Below are 20,288 nucleotides of genomic sequence, written 5' to 3'. Positions count from 1 at the left end.
ACTCCTTATTGATGATTAACGCTGATAAGCGCTGAACCCGAATTCACCGGTTTATTTAACTCCAGGCTAGTAATTGCACTGTAATTATCGGTATTGCTCACAATAACGGGGGTTGTTAAATCATAACCAGCCTCAAGAATTTTTTTACGATCAAAAGTAAGTAATAAATCACCTGTTTTAAATGTATCCCCTACTTTAACTTTGGGTGAGAAATACATCCCATTTAACTTAACGGTATCAATTCCAATATGAATAAATAACTCAATACCCTTTTCGCTTAATAAGCCCAAGGCATGGCCTGTTTTAAAAAACGAAGCAACTTCACCATCAAAAGGCGCATAAACCTCGCCAGCACTTGGAATAACAGCGACACCTTCACCTAATAAACCACTCGCAAAGGTTTCATCTGGTGTATTTTTTAATGAAATCACTATGCCTGATAACGGTGAATATACTATTTCCTGTTCTGAGTTTTGCTCAGCACTGCTCAGAGGGTTTGCTGGTGAGTGAATAGTCGGTTCGGACTCTGCGTTATTTTCTTTTTTCAGCCCGAATAAGCGCGTTGCAACGCATGCGAAAACAAATGAAATTGATGAACCAATAATGGCCCCCCATACAGTACTATCAATTCCTGTTGTAGGTATAATTTGTGTGAAAGTAAAAATATTTACTAAACCAAATGAAAAGGTAAGTGTATTGCTATAACCAACTATCGCGCCACCAATGCTGCCACCAATACAGGCAAAAATAAAAGGCTTACGCAACGGTAAAGTGACTCCATATACCGCAGGCTCTGTAATACCAAAAATACCCGCAGTGACTGATGAGCCCGCCATAATACGTAATTTAGTCTCTCGAGTTGCCCATAAAACGCCAAGTGTTGCGCCAACTTGCCCTGCGATTGCTGGTAATAGTAAAGGCACTAGCGCATCTTGACCTAATACACTCAGATTATTAATACTGATGGGGATAATGCCCCAATGTAGACCAAAAATAACGCAAACTTGCCAAATCCCTCCCATAATCGCACCTGCGATAACTGGCGTTACGTTATAAGCGGACTGAAAACCATCAGCAATCAATAAACTTATCCAAGTTGCTAAAGGCCCTATGACTAAAAAAGTCAGCGGTACAATAATTAATAAACACAGTAACGGAGCAATGAAGTTTTTCATGGATGAAGGCAACATGGTATTTAATTTTTTTTCTAATAAACAACTCACCCAAGCAGCAAAAATAATAGGAATAACCGATGCACTGTAATTAATAAATGTAACAGGAATACCTAAAAAATATTCAGTAGTTTCTTGTTGAAATGCTGCAAGCATTAATGGATGAACTAATGCACCGCCAATTGCCATGGTTAAGAATGGATTCCCGCCAAATTTATTTCCTGCGGTATAACCTAAAACAAGAGGAAAAAAGTAAAATAACGAATCGCTTGTAGCAAATAGAATTTGATAACTTCCACTTGAAGCGGACAACCAATTTAAAGTGATTGCTAATGATAATAGTCCTTTTAAAATACCTGACGCTGCCATGATCCCCAAAATTGGAGTAAAAATACTAGATACAATATCTATAAAGTGGCTAAAAATATTGTCCTTACGCTTTTTCTTTTTGTTATTACAAGTATTTTCACTTTGAAAATTTCTATTTTTTACCTCACCAATAAGAGCAACAATCGCCTTATACACCTCACTGACATGATTACCAATAACAACCTGGAATTGCCCACCACTTTCAACAACAGTAATAACCTCCGTATTTTGCTTTAACACTTCGACATTGGCTTTAGTACTATCTTCCAGTTTAAAACGCAAACGAGTTGCACAATGTATCACACTGAGGATATTGTCTTTCCCACCTACATTATTAATGATTTGTTCTGCTAATGTTCGGTATTCCATACTCAATTCCTTTATGACTTAAATAATGAAATGCTTAATCAACAATGAATATGTAAAAAAAAACCTGACTACTCTCATTAACAAATGGGAGTAAATCAGGTTTTGCCTACCGAATATCGGCAGTAACAATCCATCACATTTTAATTTGATATTTTTATATCAACTACACGCTTGATTAATTAATCATGTCGTTTCTTTCTTAATCGCTCAATATGAATAACTAAAAACATACGTTCTTCATCCGTTAACTCACGCTGATATTTATTCAGCAAAAACTGACTGATTTTTTCTGCGCAGCACCAAGAAAGTGGGTAATTTTCTTTGATAACAATATGCATAGAAACATCATCATTAGGCACTGTTTTTCGACTCATCATTCTGTGGGTAAAAAATTTCAAATGTGTGACGAATCGCTGATAGTCTAAAGTATCTTCTTGATATTCAATATTAAAATGATACTTAACGATATTCATGACCTCATGCATGATAGTCATGGTTTCCATCACAATTGGCATATCACCCGTTAATTGTGCATTAACAAAGTGAAGAGCGATAAACCCAGCTTCATCAACAGGTAATGCCACCTGTAATTCTTGTTCAATCCGCTTTAATCCTTCTAGCCCAAGTTGATACTCTTTAGGGTATAAACGCTGAATTTCCCACATCATAGTATTTGAAATAGCCAACCCTTTTTTCTGCCTTTCAATGGCATAATTGCAGTGATCTGTTAACGCAATATAAATATTTTCATTAAGCTCGCCTAATTGATTACGAGCAACAGAAATCATGCTATCGCAGACCTTCATGACAGAAATTGGAATGTGACTCAATAACTCACTTAAACGAGAAATAAGTTCATTACTGCGTAACTCGAATATTTTCTCAATTTTATCTCGTTCAATGTCTTCATTAACTTTCTTTTGAAACGCTAATCCCCTTCCCATAACAACGAGCTCTTGGTTATTTTCACTTAAGGCAATGACCACATTGTTATTTAATATTTTTGCGATCTTCATTTTATTTCCCCAAAAATGAAAAAACCCGATAGTTCCATAGCAATCTATGGTCTTATCAGGTTTTGCCTGCTAATATCATTAGCAGTAACAATCCGGTAAACTCGTTTTCCTACTGTAAACAAACCTTTTACGTTATTCAAATCACAATTTTAAAAAGTGTGACTTTCATATCACTTTTATGTGATATACAAATTTCAGCAGATTGACTCCTTAATTAAATTTCTTTATGTTCAATAAAATAAAAAGTATTACTCATCATAAATATTCTAAAGAGATATTTTAGAGTAACTTATTCATTTTTCAATTTTATTTATCATCAATAAGGTGTAATAAACTTAATATAGTATTATATTTCAATCATGAAATTCATAATTAATAAGAATATATCTAACTTATTATCCTATGAACTCGATCACACTTATTAATACTAATAATAAATAGTGTTTTTTTTTATTATATTTGGTGCTACCGTTATCGATGTTGGATTGTTACTGTTAAATACAGGCGAAACCTACGTAAGATAAATCGAACAAGCATAATACCGTTTATGCCTGTCTCGTTTCTCTAGCGTAGGTTTTTTTTTGCTTATTAAAAAGACCATTCTATGAGGATTATTATGAAAAAATGGCTTATCGCATTAATTTTAGCAATGAGTACATCAACCAGCTTTGCCACTGAAACAGCGATGAGTGTTAAAGGAGATGACGGTATCACTATTTATTTTGCTCGTCATGGTAAAACATTGCTAAATACTTTTGATCGAGTTCAAGGTTGGGTAGATTCGCCATTAACAGAAGACGGTATTCGTGTTGCTCGTTATTTGGGTGAAGGTTTAAAAGGTATACCTTTTGATAGTTTTTATTCTAGCGATGCCGGACGTCAACGTGAAACAATGAGTGTGATATTAAAACAAATAGGTATCGAAAATTATAAATTAAATGAACTCAGTGGATTACGAGAAGCTTTCTTTGGTGGATTTGAAGGTGGATTTAATAAAGATATGGCTGATGCTGGTGCAAAACAGCTCTACCTAAAAGATGCTACAACTTTATTTAATCAAATGAAAGCAGGCACAATTACTGCAGAGGAAAACCAAAATGCTTTAGCCGCTGCTGATCCTAAGAAAATGGCAGAAAATTATCAGCAAGTAAAAGCACGCACTCAAGAGGCACTTTATACTATTGTTAAAAATGCCCAAGAACATGGTGATAAAAATATTCTGGCAATTTCATCGGGTATTGCAATGCAAATTATGATCTCTGATTTAACCGATGATATTGCAAAAAATAAACCACTTTCTAATGCTGCTGTTGTTAAAATTATTTATAAAGATGGCAAATATACCGTGACTGAAATTGGTACATTAAAATATGTCGAGATAGGAAAGCAATCTTTCGCTCAAAAATAAAGTTAATATCTAATTATTCATGTGACATATTCAGGCGAAATAGCTTCGCCTGGGTAACTACGCTTATCCACTGGGGAATATTATGAAAATAAAGATGATAAGTATCATCATAATTTTATTAATTAATCCAATAAAAACATTAGCTAAAATACCAGAAAATAATATTAAAGAAAATCATTTTATAGATACCGTATTTGAAGATCCTTTATTTAGTCAATCTACCATGTCGCTGTCATTAAAAAACTATTGGAAATATTTAAAAGAAGAGGATACCGGTAGTACTCGTGTTCATAATGCATGGGGACAAGGCTTTGGTCTTGATTTTCAATCTGGTTATTTCGCTAATATTATTGGCTTTGACGTTGCTTATTACGGTGCAGTTAAATTAGGTGCAAGTGATTATTTTAATTCTCGTGGTGTACTATATAATCACGGAGAAGGAAATAATAAGAATAATGCGGAAGGCTACTCTAAATTTGGTCAACGTAATATAAAATTACAATATCAACTTGCTGATATTAATTTCAATACGCGTTGGGGATGGCAAACAATAAAAAACGTTGGCGTCATTTCTAATTCAACACGTTTATCGCCAACTACTTATTCAGGTTGGACCGGTTCTGTCAATTATGGTGCATTAACATTACGAGGCGCTTATATTGAAAACGCTATGGATCGTAATTCACCAGATAAAAAACAATTTCAAACCAACAGTGGTGAATATATTAATCACATTGCCAGTAGTGATTTATTGTGGAAAAGTAATAATCTGAATATGCAATATGGGTATGGTGAAAGTGATAATTATCTACGTCGAAGTATCTTATTTTTAAATATGAAGCCCATAAAAGAACTAAATATAGGTACACAAATTTATACAACTCATGCTTTAGATAAATATAAAATAATGTCTACCAATAAGAGAGACTTTGATAATAATGCTTGGCATTTTGCCATCGATGTTAAATGGCAGACAGATAATTGGAGCACTAAATGGGGATTAGGTTATACTAATGCAAATAAATCCAATGAAGTGGGCTTTTATCCACGAGCAATGAGTAAAAACTCACGGGGTACATTTACTTCGATGGCATTTGCCGGAAATGATTATATGCGTGATGGTGAAATTGTACTTTCAACGATGTCAGATTACACCTTAACTCCTGAACTGGTTGTTGGATTTGCTGGTAATATTGCTCAGTTTAACTATCGTGGTAATCATGTTCGTACTGGTGAAATTAATGCCTTCAGTCGCTGGGTTCCGGCTAATTCAAAACTTAAAAACCTCACTGTTTGGGCTATGTTTGGTCCTGGTTGGTCTTATCAAATGAAAGGCAAAACTCCTGTTCTAACTAATGGTAAATATCATCACGCCAATACACTCTCTTCAGAAATTGTCATCGAATATAAATTTAATTTATTTTAACTATTATGTCTCATCATTTTGGTGAGACATCACCCTCTTTTCCTACCGCACCTTTAATACTTAACCACAAGAGTATTATAAAACAACACATTTATCATTTAGGTTATTCATCCGTTGTGTGATTTTTCTTCAGATTTTTTCTTATCTCGCTCAAATGACTCACAATATGACTTAAATTTACCTCTTTGCGTTAAAAAAAGCTTGTTTAAATACTTTTGTTAACGATAATGATTATCATAATGATAACGCTTATTACTCTTGCTTGATTATGAATAAAAAAGCTAATAATTTGGAGAATTCTTTAACTAAACAGAATTCTCATTCTTCAATAATTCAATCTATCAATAGTATTGAATTATTGGGTAAAAATGGCGTGGTTTACATTCAACATAACGGAGAGCTGTATCAACTACGTCAAACAAAAGCAGGAAAATTAATCCTGACTAAATAATCATTTTGACAATAACGTGCAAGCCACCTACCACCACAGCTAGGCAGCCAGCTAAATAACTCCATATACAAGGATTTTTTATGGACATTTATGGTATGTGTATGCTGAAAAAACATTACAAATATTCAGGTATAGCAACAACACTGTGTTTGTTGTACACCCCGATTACCTCTGCACAATCAGACAATACAGAGATGGACTCTCTCACAGTTGTTGGCCATTCTATTGATAAAAAAATTCACGACTTTCATTCCATTCTTGATAGTTCAACACCTCTGGCACAAACTGCATCAACAACCGGTGAAATGCTAAACAAAGTGGCTGGTACAACAATATCCGGAACAGGTGTTACGAATGGTGCCAACATCCTTATGCGTGGCTATGATCAAAAAGGTGTTAAAATTTTGGTCGATGGCATTCAGCAACCTTTAGAAAATACCATAAATAATTTAGGTGGTATTTTTCTTGATCCTTCATTAATAAAGCGCATTGATATAAAACATGGCTCATCACCTGTATTACATGGTAATGGTGCTATGGGTGGTGTTGTTTCATTTCAAACACTAGACCCACGAACTCTATTGCATGCTAATGAAAAATTGAGCGCTAAACTCTTTACCTCTGTTTCATCGGCAGATAAACATTTTACATATGGCGGTATTCTTGCTGGGCGAGTCGATATTGCTGAAGGTTTATTTGCTTATAGCCAGCGTCAACGAGGTCCTATTCATTTAGCTAATGGTGATAAACTCGAAAACCACGAACACATTAAAAACTTTTTTGCCAAAGCCTATCTTTATCCAACAACAGCCCAGACACTTCTTCTGTCTGCTCGTCATTATTATAATGATGGAAAGCAACGTGAAGTATTACACCGTATGGGTGGCTATGGTAAAAATGAAAGTAACCAAGTTGAACGTCGATCTGAACAAAAAAACTATTCTTTAACTTATTATTATGAACCTGAAGCGAATACGTGGATTAATTTAACCAGCCATTTGTATTATTCAGAGTTCAATATTAATCAAACATTTTTAACTGACACATCTCTTTCTGACTATCAACGTAGAAAAAACCAGCAAGGGAAAATAGGTAGAAATGAAGATCGGACACAATCAACTTATGGATTGAAATTCGAAAACAACGCTCAATTTTCCTATTTAGAAAAATTTAATCAAAAGCTCACTTTAGGTACAGAAGCTTATCAGCAAAAAATGGTTTCTAACCAAGCGGCCAAAAACTTTCCTCTTGCAAAAATGATTTATGTTGCTGGTTGGCTAGAAAGTCAACTTTCAACACCACATATTCCTTTAGCATTAACAACTGGATTACGTTATCACTATTACAAAAACAAACCTCAAAGTGAGTTAAATTCGCTTTTAGAAGACTTTAAACAGCATAAACCCGATTTTCATCAAACAAGTGAAAATGAAATTAGTAAAAATATTGCGCTAACCTTTACACCGGCACAATGGCTACAACTCTATACCTCATATTCAACCAATATGAGAGTACCGACACTAAATGAAATGTTTAACGATTCACTTCATTTTGAGATACCCGCTATTTTTGGGCGTACCGCAAAAGGATTTTGGATCCCAAATCCGAATCTTAGACCTGAGAAAAATCGCACTTGGGAATATGGTGGAAAACTAACTTTTTCACACTTACTAACATCTGACGATGAATTTTCTCTAAATGTGGCTTATTTTGATACAAAAGCGATAGACTATATTACGTATGATGTTTGGGATGCTCGTGTATTAACGAAAAAACTTCATCTACAAGCCATTAATATTCCCCAAGCACTTATTGAAGGTGTTGAGCTCGGTCTGCGCTATTCACATCCATTCATTTCTATTGGGTTAGGTTATAACCGTACTCAAACCCTTGAATTAACATCTCATGAAACCATTTCACCGGTTCGCCCTGAAATACTGACGACTTTTATTCAACTTCCTGTTGCTAAAACACCATTCTCATTAGGGTGGTCAGGAAAATTTGCCAGCGCAACTGAGAATAGAGGGACGCATAAAGGAAGAGCGCCTCATGTAAAAGGGAAAACCACGAATCGCATGCAAGAGCTAATAACTCAATATCCAGGTTATGGCATCCATGATTTTTCAATTAGTTATCAATCTCAAAACAATAAAGATATTCAAGCTGCATTGGTGCTCGCAAATGCCTTTAATCGAGAATATTTCTCAGCGATGGGCGTACCACAAGAAAGCAGAAATATCAAAATGTCCGTCAGTTATCGCTGGTAGATGAGGAGCAATAATTTATATAACAAAGGGCTGTTTTAACAGCCCATTAAAATAACGGAGATCCATCTACATGTCTCAGTCATCCTTATTAATTAAATTTAGTTTACTGGCTGTTGCTGTTTCTTCTGCTTGTGTGTCAGCACAAGAGAAAACACAAACTAGCGAGGAGAAAAAAACAGAAGTACTTACTGTTTATGCGACGGGTAATGAGCGTGATAGCTTTACGTTACCCATGATGTCAACCGTTATTAAAAATAACAATGCGTTGTCAGAAACCGCAGGTAGTGCTTCTGAACTACTTCGTCATATGCCCGGAATTTCTATTTCAGGCGCAGGTCGTACTAATGGTGAAACCATCAGTATGCGTGGATACAGTAAAAATGGAATATTGACACTTGTAGATGGTGTACGTCAAGGAACTGACACTGGCCATATTGACAGTATTTTTGTTGATCCTCTTCTTATAAAGCAAGTTGAAGTAGTTAGGGGACCTTCTGCATTGTTGTATGGTAGTGGAGCACTTGGCGGTGTTATTGCTTACGATACTGTTGATGCCAGCGATCTACTTTTAAAAAACGAACAAGGTGGTGTGCGTGTCACTGGTCTTGGTAATACCGCGCAACATAGCCGAGGTTTGGGTATTACTGCTTTTGGTAAACACGATAACCTTGATGGTCTCGTTGCATTATCAGCGCGTGATAAAGGTGATACTCGTTATGGTGGAGGTTACCGTGCACAAAATGATGAAACCATTATTAACCTACTCTCCAAAGGGCGTTGGTTTATTGATGATAGTAATACTTTAAGTGGTCAATTCCGCTATTACCATAATAATGCTCATCAACCTAAAAACCCTCAAGTTGCTGGAAATTCCACACTGACAAATGTGGAAACTGACCGGACAACAACACAAAAAGATGCACAGTTAACCTATCAATACAATCCTTCGAATTTACAATGGGTTAATCTAAAAACACAAGCTTATTACAGTGAAATTGATATCAACGCCAAAACAACACAAAAAGGATTTGAAGGTCGAGAGCAGAAAACATATGGCGTAAAACTTGAGAATCGCTCTCAAGTGGGAATGAATAGCTTTGCATCACATGGACTTACTTATGGTGGTGAAGTGTATAAACAGAAGCAATCACCAAGTCAAAATACAGAAAGTTTTCCACAAGCTGATATCCGTTTTATGTCAGGCTGGGTTCAAGATGAAGTCACTTTACGTGATTTGCCTGTCTCCTTCATTTTAGGAACCCGTTTTGATAAATATAAAAGCCAAAACGATCGTTATGATGATATTACCGCTGATAAATGGTCATCCAAAGGAGCTATCAGCATCACACCTACTGATTGGTCAATGATTTATACCTCTTATTCACAAGCGTTTAGAGCCCCCACTTTAGGCGAAATGTATAACGATGCGAAACATTTTGATGCGCCATTCCCAGGAGCACCAACAAATTATTGGCGCCCTAACCCTAATTTAAAGCCTGAAACCAATTCAACCACCGAATATGGATTTGGTTTTCAATTCGACGACTTATTATCTAATAATGATAATCTGAAAATTAAAGCAGCCCATTTCAATACTCGCGCAAAAGATTATATTGATGCAGATGTCGCTATTTTTCAGGGATATACACAATCAACAAATATTCCAAGAGCAACTATTTGGGGGTGGGATATTTCGATGAACTACCAATCTAAATTCTTTAGTTGGGATTTAGCGTATAACCATACCAAAGGGAAAGATAATGCCACTAATGCCTCAATTACCTCGATTGAGCCGGATACATTGACCAGTCGTTTTGATGTTCCAGTTCCCAACACCGATTTTTCTGTAGGTTGGGTCGGCCAATTTACCAAAAAAACAGACTTTACCAAACATGACCGTTTTAATCGCCCAACCCATCGCCAACAAGCAGGTTATGGCGTCAATGATTTTTACCTTCGCTATGAAGGTAACGCCTCCTTAAAGGGGCTAACAACCTCATTTGTACTAGGTAACGCATTTGATAAAACTTATTATTCTTCTGCGGGGATTCCTCAGGAAGGTCGTAATGCAAAAGTACTTGTGAGTTATCAGTGGTAATTAACAATAAAATTAACGATAGATACAATAGGAGTTTCTGTGAATAAACCTCTTTATGAGCGCTACCTGCAAGCAAAAGCGGATAAAAAAGCACCTTATGCCCGTGATCTAGCTACCTACTTAAATGTAAGCGAAGCCGAATTAACACATGCTCGTGTAGGACATGATGCAAAACGCTTACGTAACGATGTACAAGAATTATTAAAAACCTTAAGTAAAGTGGGGGAAGTCAAAGCCATTACTCGTAACGATATCGCCGTTCACGAGCATCTTGGTGAGTACACTAATGCACGTTTTAACGATCACGCAGGTTTAATTTTAAACCCTCGTGCAATGGATTTACGCTTTTTCTTCGCTTATTGGTCAAGTATTTTTGCACTCGCTGAAGAAACTTCAAAAGGAACTCGCTATAGCATTCAGTTTTTTGATATGCATGGCGATGCATTACATAAAGTCTATGCAACCGACAATACCAATATGGATGAATGGAATACACTAATCCAATCATTCTTATCAGAAGAAAATCCAGCTCTCGATATTACCCCTATCGAACCTTATTCAAACACCCCTGTTAGTCATGAATTGGCAGAGCAACTTGAACAACAATGGCGTTCAATGACCGATGTTCACCAATTTTTCAAATTACTAAAAGAAAATAATTTGAGTCGTCAACAAGCTTTTAAAGCTGTTGCTGATGACCTTGCTTATCAAGTCGATAACAGTGCTCTGAAAACCTTATTAACCCTCGCGAAAGAAACACAAAATGAAATCATGATTTTTGTTGGAAGTCGTGGTTGTGTGCAAATTTTTACAGGCCAAATTGAGCGTTTAGTTCCTCACCAATTTGAGAATAGCAACCAAGTCTGGATTAATGTTTTCAACCCTACTTTTACACTTCATTTAATTGAAAGTGAAATTGCTGAAAGCTGGATCACTCGTAAACCAACTCAGGATGGTTTTGTCACCAGTCTTGAAATCTTTGATAGCAAAGGCCAACAGATTGCCCAGCTTTATGGACAACGTACTGAAGGCACTGCAGAGCAACAACAATGGCGCGAGCAAGTTAATACACTTGCCAAAATAGCCTAATCGGAGAATGAGTTAATGAAAAAATGGCTTCTTTTGATCCTGTGTAGCGTCATGTCGTTTGTCAGTTCCGCCAATGAACGTATTGTCACTATTGGCGGTGATATCACAGAGATCGTTTTCGCGTTAGGTGCGGGTGAACAGATTATTGCAAGAGACAGCACTAGTTTAGTCCCTGAACAAGTGAAAGCTCTCCCTGATGTGGGTTATATGCGAATGCTAAACCCTGAAGGTATCTTATCGGTCAAACCAACATTAATTATAACCAGCGAATTAGCTCGCCCTTCTTTGGCACTACGCCGAATACAAGAAGCGGGTATTGCTGTTAAAACAATTACGGGCACACATTCATTAGAAGCCATTAATGAAAAAATAGACACCATTGCCACTATTTTAAATAAACAAAAAGAAGGTAATCAGCTAAAAGAAAAACTCACCCTATCTATTAGCCAAATACCCACAACACCTATAGATAAAAAAGTCATTTATATCATGAGCCATGGGGGTGTTGTTCCTATGGCTGCTGGTCAAGATACCGCTGCAGATACTATTATTTCACTAGTTGGGGGCAAGAATGCAATGCAAGGATTTACAAGCTATCGTCCACTTTCTCAAGAAGGTGTTATTGCAAGCCAACCTGATATTTTGCTGGTGACTAAAGAAGGTATTAAAGGCATTGGTGGTATTGAGAAACTTTGGAATTTACCCGGCATAAAATACACACCAGCCGGTAAAAATAAGCATTATGTTGTTGTTGATGATATGGGGTTATTAGGTTTTACCCTTTCAACACCTGAAGTCATGCATCAAATTCGTCAAGCCTTGGAGCAATAATGTCTCGTTTTCATTCACCGTGGATGAGTATTTTAGTTTTACTCTTTTTGCTCACTACAGTCACATTAATTTCTGTGAATAGCGGTGCATTAGCACTCTCGTTTCATACATTATGGAATAGCTCTTTTGATGATATGGTGTGGCAAGTTTGGTTAGATATTCGCTTACCTCGCGTATTATTAGCCATTCTTGTTGGAGGAGCATTAGCAATATCTGGTGCGATCATGCAAGGGTTATTTAGAAACTCATTAGCCGATCCTGGGTTACTTGGCATAAGTAGCGGTGCAGCACTCATGGTTGCTATCGTGATTATATTACCCTTCTCTTTTTCCCCTATATTCTCATTTTATAGCCATATTGTTGCGGCCTTTGTTGGTGGCTTGATTGTCGCAATGATCATCTTCTCATTGCATCAATTGAGTGATGGCAATTTAGCACGACTATTACTTGCGGGTATTGCTATCAATGCACTTTGTATGTCCTTTATTGGCGTCTTAAGTTATATCAGTACAGACCAACAATTACGCCAATTTTCACTATGGATGATGGGTTCATTAAGCCAAATTGACTGGAAAACCTTATCGATTGCAACGCTTGTGATCATTCCTGTTAGTATTTTGGCCTGTTGGCAGAGTCATAAATTGAACCTGTTACAACTGGGTGACGAAGAAGCACACTATTTAGGATTAAACGTAAGACGAACAAAATTTATTTTATTACTGCTTAGCGCCATCTTAATTGGTTGTGCTGTCGCACTCAGTGGTGTCATTGGGTTTATTGGGCTTGTTGTGCCACATCTTATTCGCATGCGCATCGGCAGTAATCACGTGTGGTTATTACCTGCCACTATTTTAGGGGGGGCCACACTGTTATTAGCCGCTGATACATTATCTCGAACACTGGTTTCTCCAGCAGAAATCCCTGTGGGGCTCATTACAGGATTAATTGGAGGCCCTTATTTCCTTTGGCTTATCTTACGACAACCAGCAGGAAGGATGTCATGATTAAAAAACAAAATACCTCGTTGCTTTATGGAAATAATTTATCGTATCAAATCGGTGAAAAAAACATTATTGATGATGTATCACTTTCACTTAATGCTGGAGAGTTAGTCACTATAATTGGGCCTAATGGTGCAGGAAAATCATCTTTATTACGTTTATTAACTGGCTATACGACCCCGACACAAGGTGTGTGCTATTTTAAACAAAAAACCTATTCGCAATGGGATCGTCAACAATTAGCACAAAACCGTGCTGTTATGCGTCAAAATAGCCAACTCTCATTTTCTTTTTCTGTAGAAGAAGTGGTTGCTATGGGAAGAACTCCTCATGGACAACAACATAAAAAAATGGCAATCGAAACAGCTCTACTACAAACAGATTGTTTAAAGTTTAAAGGGAGAGACTATCGTCAATTATCAGGCGGTGAACAACAACGAGTACAACTTGCCAGAGTATTAGCTCAATTATGGCACCCTACACCACAAGAAGCCGTGTTATTCCTTGATGAGCCGACTTCAGCACTTGATCTTTACCACCAGCAACACAGCTTGCGATTATTAAAACAATTAGCAAAAACACAACGCCTTATGGTTTGTTGCGTTCTACACGATCTCAATTTGGCCTCACTTTATGCCGATAGAATTTTATTATTACATCAAGGAAAATTAGTTTGTGAAGGCACACCATACGAAGTGCTCACAACAGAGAATATCCGAAAATGGTATGGCGCTGATGTAAGTGTTGATACCCATCCAGAGCATTCATCCCCACAAGTTTTTCTTCGCCCTTAAACTATCCTAATTTTACTCAGTTACCTTCTAGTATGCATTTTCTAGATTGTGACTGAGTTAATTTATTTTTATATGCCTATTTATTACAAATAAAATACACTAGTAGCACAACGCCAATTGATTAATAAATCTTATTTTTAAAATTTATTATTTAATCAAATAAATTGAATTTAAAATACATCTTAATCATTGATTAGATTATAAATCACACAAAAAAACATAACAATCTGAAAAATAAATGGTATAACAGGCTTATCATTAAAAAAATAAGCCAATAAATTCAACAAAGTAAAATACATTTAAAACTGTATTTTTAATCAAAATGATTCATTAAACTCTACCTTACTTAAGATATATAGCTTTCTCCTATTGATATGATAATGATTATCAATAACGAAGAGCACTTTTTGCCTACCTGTTATTTTCCCCATGCTTAAAATAGATTATAAATAACATACGTTACTATCCTATTTACTTGGGCATTGTGTCCCCACCATTTTTGTGGGAGGTTTTATGGCTGAAAATGTCGTTAATGATATTCTAAAATGGTTAGAAACCCAGTTACAACGTAACGAAGGTATAAAAATCGATACTATTGCAAATAAAAGTGGCTATTCAAAATGGCACTTACAACGCATATTTAAAGATTTTAAGGGCTGTACATTAGGTGAATATGTCCGCAAACGTCGCTTGTTAGAAGCGGCTAAATCATTACAAGAAAAAGATATGTCTATTTTAGATATCGCTTTAATGTATGGCTTTAGCTCTCAAGCAACATTTACTCGTATTTTTAAAAAACATTTTAATACTACACCTGCTAAGTTTAGAGAAAATGGCACAATGCCAGACGCTCATTGCTTCATGTCATGTGAAAATCACTAATTGACTTAGCACATGTTACTCGCCATAAAAAAACCAGCTTAATAAGCTGGTTTTTTCTTTTATTTTCAGAAAAATTAAGCTATCTCTTTTACTAGCCATTCTTGAAGCTCATCGAGCTCCCCTTTATTATTAGGATAACGCAGAATAAGCTGTTGGATCAGTCCTTTTAAAGACTCAGGTGTATAACGTAGCCCAATTAGCATATCTGATAATGCTTCTAATGGAGCAGGATCTAAACTATCCGTATAGATTTGGCTTCTAACCACATTACCACGCTCAATATCAAAATGTAGTTCAACACCACCCCATTTAAAACGATTATCTAAAAGATGAGAAAATGCCGGGGCTTGCCCAAAATTCCATTCCCAACTACTTTGCTTAGCGAATGTATCTGCAAAACCCGGCAAATCTGGTAATTTTTGCGGTGAAATAACCTCTGCTTCTACTCGCTCACCATAGTATTCAAAAAAGCTTTCGGTGATTGTTTCACAAAGTTTTTCATGAGTAATATCAGGTTTGAGTTCAACCAAATTAGCCACTCGGGAGCGTACAGAAGTGATCCCTTTAGCTTGAAGTTTTTTGGGATCTGGATTGAGGTAATTGGCTAATCTAGATAAGTTAGCATTTATTAATAATGTGCCATGATGAAAACCACGATCTTTCGTCTCTTTATAAGCCGAACCTGAGATTTTTCTTTCGCCCTCTTCTTGCGGCACGACTAAATCATTACGTCCTGATGCTGTCGCTTGTATACCCGCTTTTGATAACCCTTCAAGTATAATTTGAGTTGAGATCGTTTTATTGTATTCCGGTTTTCCTGCCATAAAGGTAAAACAGGTATTACCGAGATCATGGAAAACCGCACCACCACCACTTGAACGGCGAGCTAATTTCACACCATCTTCATCCATTTTACGTGTATTACACTCTTTCCATGGATTTTGTGCTCGACCAATTACCACTGTATTATCATTGCGCCAAAGGAAAAGTACGCGTTGGTCAGCGGGCATTTGCCTAAAAATAGACTCTTCAACAGCAAGGTTAAACCAAGGATCATAAGATTCGGAAATTAACAGTCGCAATTTACCTGACATAAGGAATACCTACATGAAGAAAATAAGGTATAAGATACCATATTTCTCAATATATTAGGCTGTTAAATGGCACGAAATTACAATCGTCGAGCCTGCCAAAATGTTTTTTTCCAATAGACATTATCAAGAGAAGAGCGAGTTACTCCTTTACTGGTTGATGCATGAATAAATGTATTATCAGTATCATAAATACCGACATGAAGCCCATTTTCACCACCACCGGTTTTGAAGAAGACTAAATCCCCTGGCATTAAATCGCTTTTACTGATTTGTGTTCCATATTTGGTTTGATCGATAGTCATTCGAGGTAGTTTAATATCAAAACGATCACTGTACGTTTTATACACAAAACCAGAGCAATCAATGCCGGATGGTGTCATTCCACCATAACTATAGGGTGTGCCATACCATTGCTCCAGTTGCGATTTTAATTGCACTATCACCATGATTGGATCAGAGAGTTGTGTTTTTAACGGAGGGGCTGGTGGAATGCGCTTTGATGGACTAGATGAACATCCAGCCAGCAGAATAATACAGAGTAAGAAAGGATAGAAAACGGACTTTCTCATTACATCCACCATTATTGTTACGATAGATTTTAAAATCTATCTGCTTTTTTAAGCAAAAACAAGTTATTGAAGATGAATGAGTGATGATTGGTAGAATAAATCGCACAATTAACAACAAGGATCAGAAAATACATTCTACAATCATTCAGTTAGTGTGATTGTGCTCCTTTCGTTTTTTGGCTTATTAACCATACTCCAACCATGATAAATGCTACACCCGCTGTTTTTGTCCATGATGGTGTTTCTTGAAACCAAGGTAGTATCACAGCAAGGATATAAACAAAAACATAGCTCAAACTAATGAGAGGATAAGCTTTATTTAAAGGGATAATGCGTAAAGTGAACAACCAACAAACCATTGACAGTACATATCCCACAAGCCCAGAAAATACGATGCTTAATGGTGTAATATTGGCCCACAACCATGAGAAATCAAACCACTGTTTTTCTAACTGTAAATCTGGCAGTCCAGACATACCAAACTTTAACAACAATTGAGCAACGGTGACCAATAGCGCACTTCCTATCGCCCATAAATAGCCTTTCATGCTTGCATACTCATCAATACAATACCTATCATAATTGACGTAATACCAATCCAATGTTTTACATTAACAGGCTCTTTATAAACAAATTGGCCAATAAGTGTCACCACAATAAAATTAATACTCAACATAGGATAAGCAATACTTAAAGGAAGGATTTGTAATAACCGGAGCCAAAATAACATTCCCAAACCAAGCATCGCAATGGCGACAAAAAGCCAGAAAATCGTTTTCCTGGCTTTTGTTAATGAGTCACTTTGCCAGCTGACCACCGCTTGTTTTTGACAAACTTGCCCTATGCAGGTTAAAAAACTCACGATCAGCAATAAAACAAAGGACATTAATTACGCTTCTCATACGTTAAAATAGCAACTCGATGATTTGTCACCAGCTCTTCAGGTCTTGGTAATTGTGCTAACTTTTTCGGATCTTTAAACGTAATAACAACGGATACATTACCTTCTTTTCTTGCTTGCTCTAACCACAGAGCAAAATTATCAGGCTTAATTAGCTTATGCTGTGCATCAGGATAATCTTCAATACCATAAGTTAATTCGCCAGTCCTTTCATAAAGGTAAATATCACTACGCTGTAATTCCCATGCCAATCCAGCACCAATACCCACACTGTTACTCACAATATATTTGCTGGTATTTAATGTATCGATATTTTGACGAATAAATTCTTGAGGTAGTTTTCCATCAACACTACTGTTAGGAATTGCTTGTCCAATGCATAAACTCACCCCTAATGAGCAAGATGCAGCCCACAACCAATGTTTACCATTCAGTGTAGAGCAAAGATAACCGATAATGCCCCATAAAGAGAATGCAACGATAGCTAAAACCCATTTAGACCATTCATAAGGCATATAAATAGGTTTTGAAGAAACAAGCTGAATGACTAAGATAGCGACAACCGCAGCAACACCAATAAAAATATTAATATAGCCATTAATACGCAATGCTTTCATTCTAAATTTACGTGCACAATCTACACCATATTTTGCCATTAACATCGCAAGCGGTGCCATAAAAGGCAACATGTATGTCGGTAATTTGCCTTTCGCAATACTAAAGAATAAGAAAGGAATAACAAACCAGCAAAATAAGAAAAATAATTCTGGACGTTTGCGTCTTTTCTTCCAAGCCCCTATCAATGCACCTGGTAATAATCCAAGCCAAGGGATCACACCCAATAATATAACGGGGATATAGTACCAAAATGGAGCGCTATGCTGAGCATCTTCACCAGAAAAACGTTGAATATGTTCAACCCAAAAGAAGTAATGCCAGTAATCAGGTTCTGCCTTTGCTACAGCCAAAGCCCACGGCAAACTAATCAATGCGGCACTCAACACCGCAAGTAAGCCATAGAGTAACATTTGCGTAAATTGTTTTTGATACAACGTAACAGGTATCATGACAATGACCGGGATAGCTAATGCTAAAAATCCTTTAGTCATAAATGCCATACCACATGCCAAACCTAATGTTACCCAAGCTAATATTCGTGTTTTTACAGTCGTCGCTTTCAGTGCCCAAAAACAACAGACCATACTCGCAGTAATCCAAAGTGCTAACATAGGATCTAACACACTGTAAGTACCTACGCTAAACACAAGGAACATGGACAAATAGATTAAGCTCGAAACAAAAGCAACTTGACGGTTACGCCACATCATTCTTGCCAATAAATAGACAAGTAATGTGCTTAAGAGAATAGAAATTACTGAGCCAAAACGTACAGCAAAGTTAGTGTGGCCAAAAATCAATTGGCTAACATTATTAATCCAATAACCTGCAACGGGCTTCTCAAAATAGCGAATATCGAGCATATGAGGAACAATCCAGTTCCCGCTCACCACCATTTCACGGCTAATTTCCGCATAACGGGTTTCATCTGGTTGCCATAATAACCGGCTGTTCAATGGAAATAAGTAGGTAAGAACAAAAAAAAGAGCCAACAGGATGGCCCCGATTTTACTCGCCCGGTTATTCAACATAGTTTTGTTAGACCTCTTGTTGGCACCCTAACCAGCCTTCTCGACCTGGAAAGTCAGATCGAACAACTTTACCCATCGGAAGCGTTTCTTTATCTTGTGGTAACAAATCGCTTAACGGACAGAATTCGATGCCTTCATTTGCAATCATTGCCAGCAACTGCTCAAACTGAGCCGCTTTTGACATTCCTTCAACTTCGGTATGAATAGTATAAACAGGTATTCCACTGTCTTTTTTGATTTCATCAATAATAAATTGATTAAAATCTTCATCCTTTACCTTTGTACCAACGACTTCATCATAAGTTGGTAATGTTACTGGAATTTGTACCGTACCGATAGAACCATTTTCTAAAATAGGTCTAAAAGGATGTGTACCTCGACAATCGCTATTATAATCGAATTGAAAAGTTTCTTTAACTGTTAATACGCGCTCGTCTGCACGCCATCCAGCAACTGCGGAACATTTTACAGGTTTTTCAAGTGCTTTTTCCAGCGCTTCAACACCTAAACGAACTTGTTGCATTAATTCTTCTGTTGACCAACGCCCGACTTTTGCTTGCCAACCTTGGTGATCCCATGAATGTAACCCCACTTCATGCCCAGCATTTTGGGTTTCTTTCATTAAATAACCTAGATTTTTAGCGATTTTTTTGCCAGGCCATGCTGTCCCTGCCAATAAAATATCTAATCCATACAATGATGCAGCATTAGATCTCAGCATTTTCCATAAAAACTTTGGTTTTAAAAGGCGCCATAAATGGCGCCCCATATTATCTGGACCCACACTAAAGAAGAAGCTGGCATGAATGTTATGTCTGGCAAATACATCCAGTAGTTGTGGAATACCTTGTTTTGTTCCTTGAAAAGTATCCACATCTACTCTTAAACCAACTTTCTTCATT

At 36.7% G+C, this 20,288-nt stretch carries 18 protein-coding genes; 10 read left to right on the top strand and 8 right to left on the bottom strand.

Annotated elements, in window-relative coordinates; translation table 11 throughout:
* Nucleotides 1-5: 5 nt before the first annotated feature.
* Both bglF and licT read right to left on the bottom strand, forming a co-directional pair.
* Nucleotides 6-1,910: a PTS beta-glucoside transporter subunit IIABC gene (gene bglF, locus GWJ05_RS12885; protein ID WP_036937331.1), complete on the bottom strand. Its 1,905-nt coding sequence runs from the start codon at nt 1,908-1,910 to the stop codon at nt 6-8.
* A 179-nt stretch (nt 1,911-2,089) separates the two neighbouring features.
* Nucleotides 2,090-2,926: a BglG family transcription antiterminator LicT gene (gene licT / locus GWJ05_RS12880; RefSeq protein ID WP_036937334.1), complete on the bottom strand. Its 837-nt coding sequence runs from the start codon at nt 2,924-2,926 to the stop codon at nt 2,090-2,092.
* Nucleotides 2,927-3,542: 616 nt separating this feature from the next.
* Between licT and GWJ05_RS12875 the strand changes: the two genes are divergently transcribed.
* The 10 genes from GWJ05_RS12875 (at nt 3,543) to GWJ05_RS12830 (ending at nt 15,173) form a co-directional block, all read left to right on the top strand.
* Nucleotides 3,543-4,334, top strand: coding sequence for a histidine phosphatase family protein (locus tag GWJ05_RS12875; protein ID WP_087802533.1), 792 nt, complete (start codon nt 3,543-3,545; stop codon nt 4,332-4,334).
* A gap of 82 nt (nt 4,335-4,416) precedes the next feature.
* The gene (locus GWJ05_RS12870; RefSeq protein WP_036937339.1) at nt 4,417-5,760 is read left to right on the top strand and encodes an OprD family outer membrane porin; all 1,344 of its coding nucleotides are present in this window, start codon (nt 4,417-4,419) and stop codon (nt 5,758-5,760) included.
* Between the two features lie 268 nt (nt 5,761-6,028).
* Nucleotides 6,029-6,211, top strand: a complete 183-nt coding sequence (gene hemP / locus GWJ05_RS12865; protein WP_036937341.1) for a hemin uptake protein HemP — start codon at nt 6,029-6,031, stop codon at nt 6,209-6,211.
* Between the two features lie 80 nt (nt 6,212-6,291).
* Nucleotides 6,292-8,478: a TonB-dependent receptor domain-containing protein gene (locus GWJ05_RS12860; protein ID WP_161681437.1), complete on the top strand. Its 2,187-nt coding sequence runs from the start codon at nt 6,292-6,294 to the stop codon at nt 8,476-8,478.
* A gap of 70 nt (nt 8,479-8,548) precedes the next feature.
* Nucleotides 8,549-10,576: a TonB-dependent hemoglobin/transferrin/lactoferrin family receptor gene (locus GWJ05_RS12855; protein WP_161681436.1), complete on the top strand. Its 2,028-nt coding sequence runs from the start codon at nt 8,549-8,551 to the stop codon at nt 10,574-10,576.
* Between the two features lie 39 nt (nt 10,577-10,615).
* Entirely contained in the window at nt 10,616-11,665 is a 1,050-nt protein-coding gene (locus tag GWJ05_RS12850; RefSeq protein ID WP_036937348.1) for a hemin-degrading factor, read from the top strand.
* A 15-nt stretch (nt 11,666-11,680) separates the two neighbouring features.
* Entirely contained in the window at nt 11,681-12,496 is an 816-nt protein-coding gene (locus GWJ05_RS12845; protein WP_036937351.1) for a heme/hemin ABC transporter substrate-binding protein, read from the top strand.
* Nucleotides 12,496-13,500 carry a FecCD family ABC transporter permease gene (locus tag GWJ05_RS12840; protein ID WP_036937354.1) on the top strand — a complete coding sequence of 335 codons (1,005 nt, stop codon included), beginning with the start codon at nt 12,496-12,498 and terminating at the stop codon, nt 13,498-13,500. Before GWJ05_RS12845 ends, GWJ05_RS12840 begins: the two co-directional genes overlap by 1 nt.
* The gene (locus GWJ05_RS12835; protein WP_036937356.1) at nt 13,497-14,291 is read left to right on the top strand and encodes a heme ABC transporter ATP-binding protein; all 795 of its coding nucleotides are present in this window, start codon (nt 13,497-13,499) and stop codon (nt 14,289-14,291) included. Before GWJ05_RS12840 ends, GWJ05_RS12835 begins: the two co-directional genes overlap by 4 nt.
* A 513-nt stretch (nt 14,292-14,804) precedes the next feature.
* Nucleotides 14,805-15,173, top strand: coding sequence for a helix-turn-helix domain-containing protein (locus tag GWJ05_RS12830; RefSeq protein WP_036937359.1), 369 nt, complete (start codon nt 14,805-14,807; stop codon nt 15,171-15,173).
* A gap of 74 nt (nt 15,174-15,247) precedes the next feature.
* Here the strand turns inward: GWJ05_RS12830 and GWJ05_RS12825 are convergent, their stop codons facing one another.
* The 6 genes from GWJ05_RS12825 to arnD form a co-directional block, all read right to left on the bottom strand.
* Nucleotides 15,248-16,267 (bottom strand): lipoate--protein ligase A, encoded by a 1,020-nt coding sequence (locus GWJ05_RS12825; protein WP_036937362.1) that lies wholly within the window; start codon nt 16,265-16,267, stop codon nt 15,248-15,250.
* A gap of 77 nt (nt 16,268-16,344) precedes the next feature.
* Nucleotides 16,345-16,836, bottom strand: coding sequence for a C40 family peptidase (locus GWJ05_RS12820; protein WP_036937364.1), 492 nt, complete (start codon nt 16,834-16,836; stop codon nt 16,345-16,347).
* 149 nt (nt 16,837-16,985) lie between these two features.
* Nucleotides 16,986-17,384: a 4-amino-4-deoxy-L-arabinose-phosphoundecaprenol flippase subunit ArnF gene (gene arnF, locus GWJ05_RS12815; protein ID WP_036937366.1), complete on the bottom strand. Its 399-nt coding sequence runs from the start codon at nt 17,382-17,384 to the stop codon at nt 16,986-16,988.
* A complete protein-coding gene (gene arnE / locus GWJ05_RS12810; protein WP_036937372.1) occupies nt 17,381-17,722 on the bottom strand; it encodes a 4-amino-4-deoxy-L-arabinose-phosphoundecaprenol flippase subunit ArnE in 342 nt (113 codons plus the stop codon). Before arnE ends, arnF begins: the two co-directional genes overlap by 4 nt.
* Complete coding sequence (gene arnT / locus GWJ05_RS12805; protein WP_087802536.1) at nt 17,722-19,386, bottom strand: lipid IV(A) 4-amino-4-deoxy-L-arabinosyltransferase; 1,665 nt, start codon at nt 19,384-19,386, stop codon at nt 17,722-17,724. The genes arnE and arnT overlap by 1 nt, the downstream gene beginning before the upstream one ends.
* Nucleotides 19,387-19,393: 7 nt before the next feature.
* Entirely contained in the window at nt 19,394-20,287 is an 894-nt protein-coding gene (gene arnD, locus GWJ05_RS12800) for a 4-deoxy-4-formamido-L-arabinose-phosphoundecaprenol deformylase (RefSeq protein WP_036937377.1), read from the bottom strand.
* Nucleotide 20,288 lies beyond the last annotated feature (1 nt).

It is taken from the genome of Proteus sp. G2626, from assembly GCF_009915985.1.
GTDB classification, from domain to species: Bacteria; Pseudomonadota; Gammaproteobacteria; order Enterobacterales; family Enterobacteriaceae; genus Proteus; species Proteus vulgaris.
This window is presented reverse-complemented; position numbering and strand designations above follow the sequence as displayed.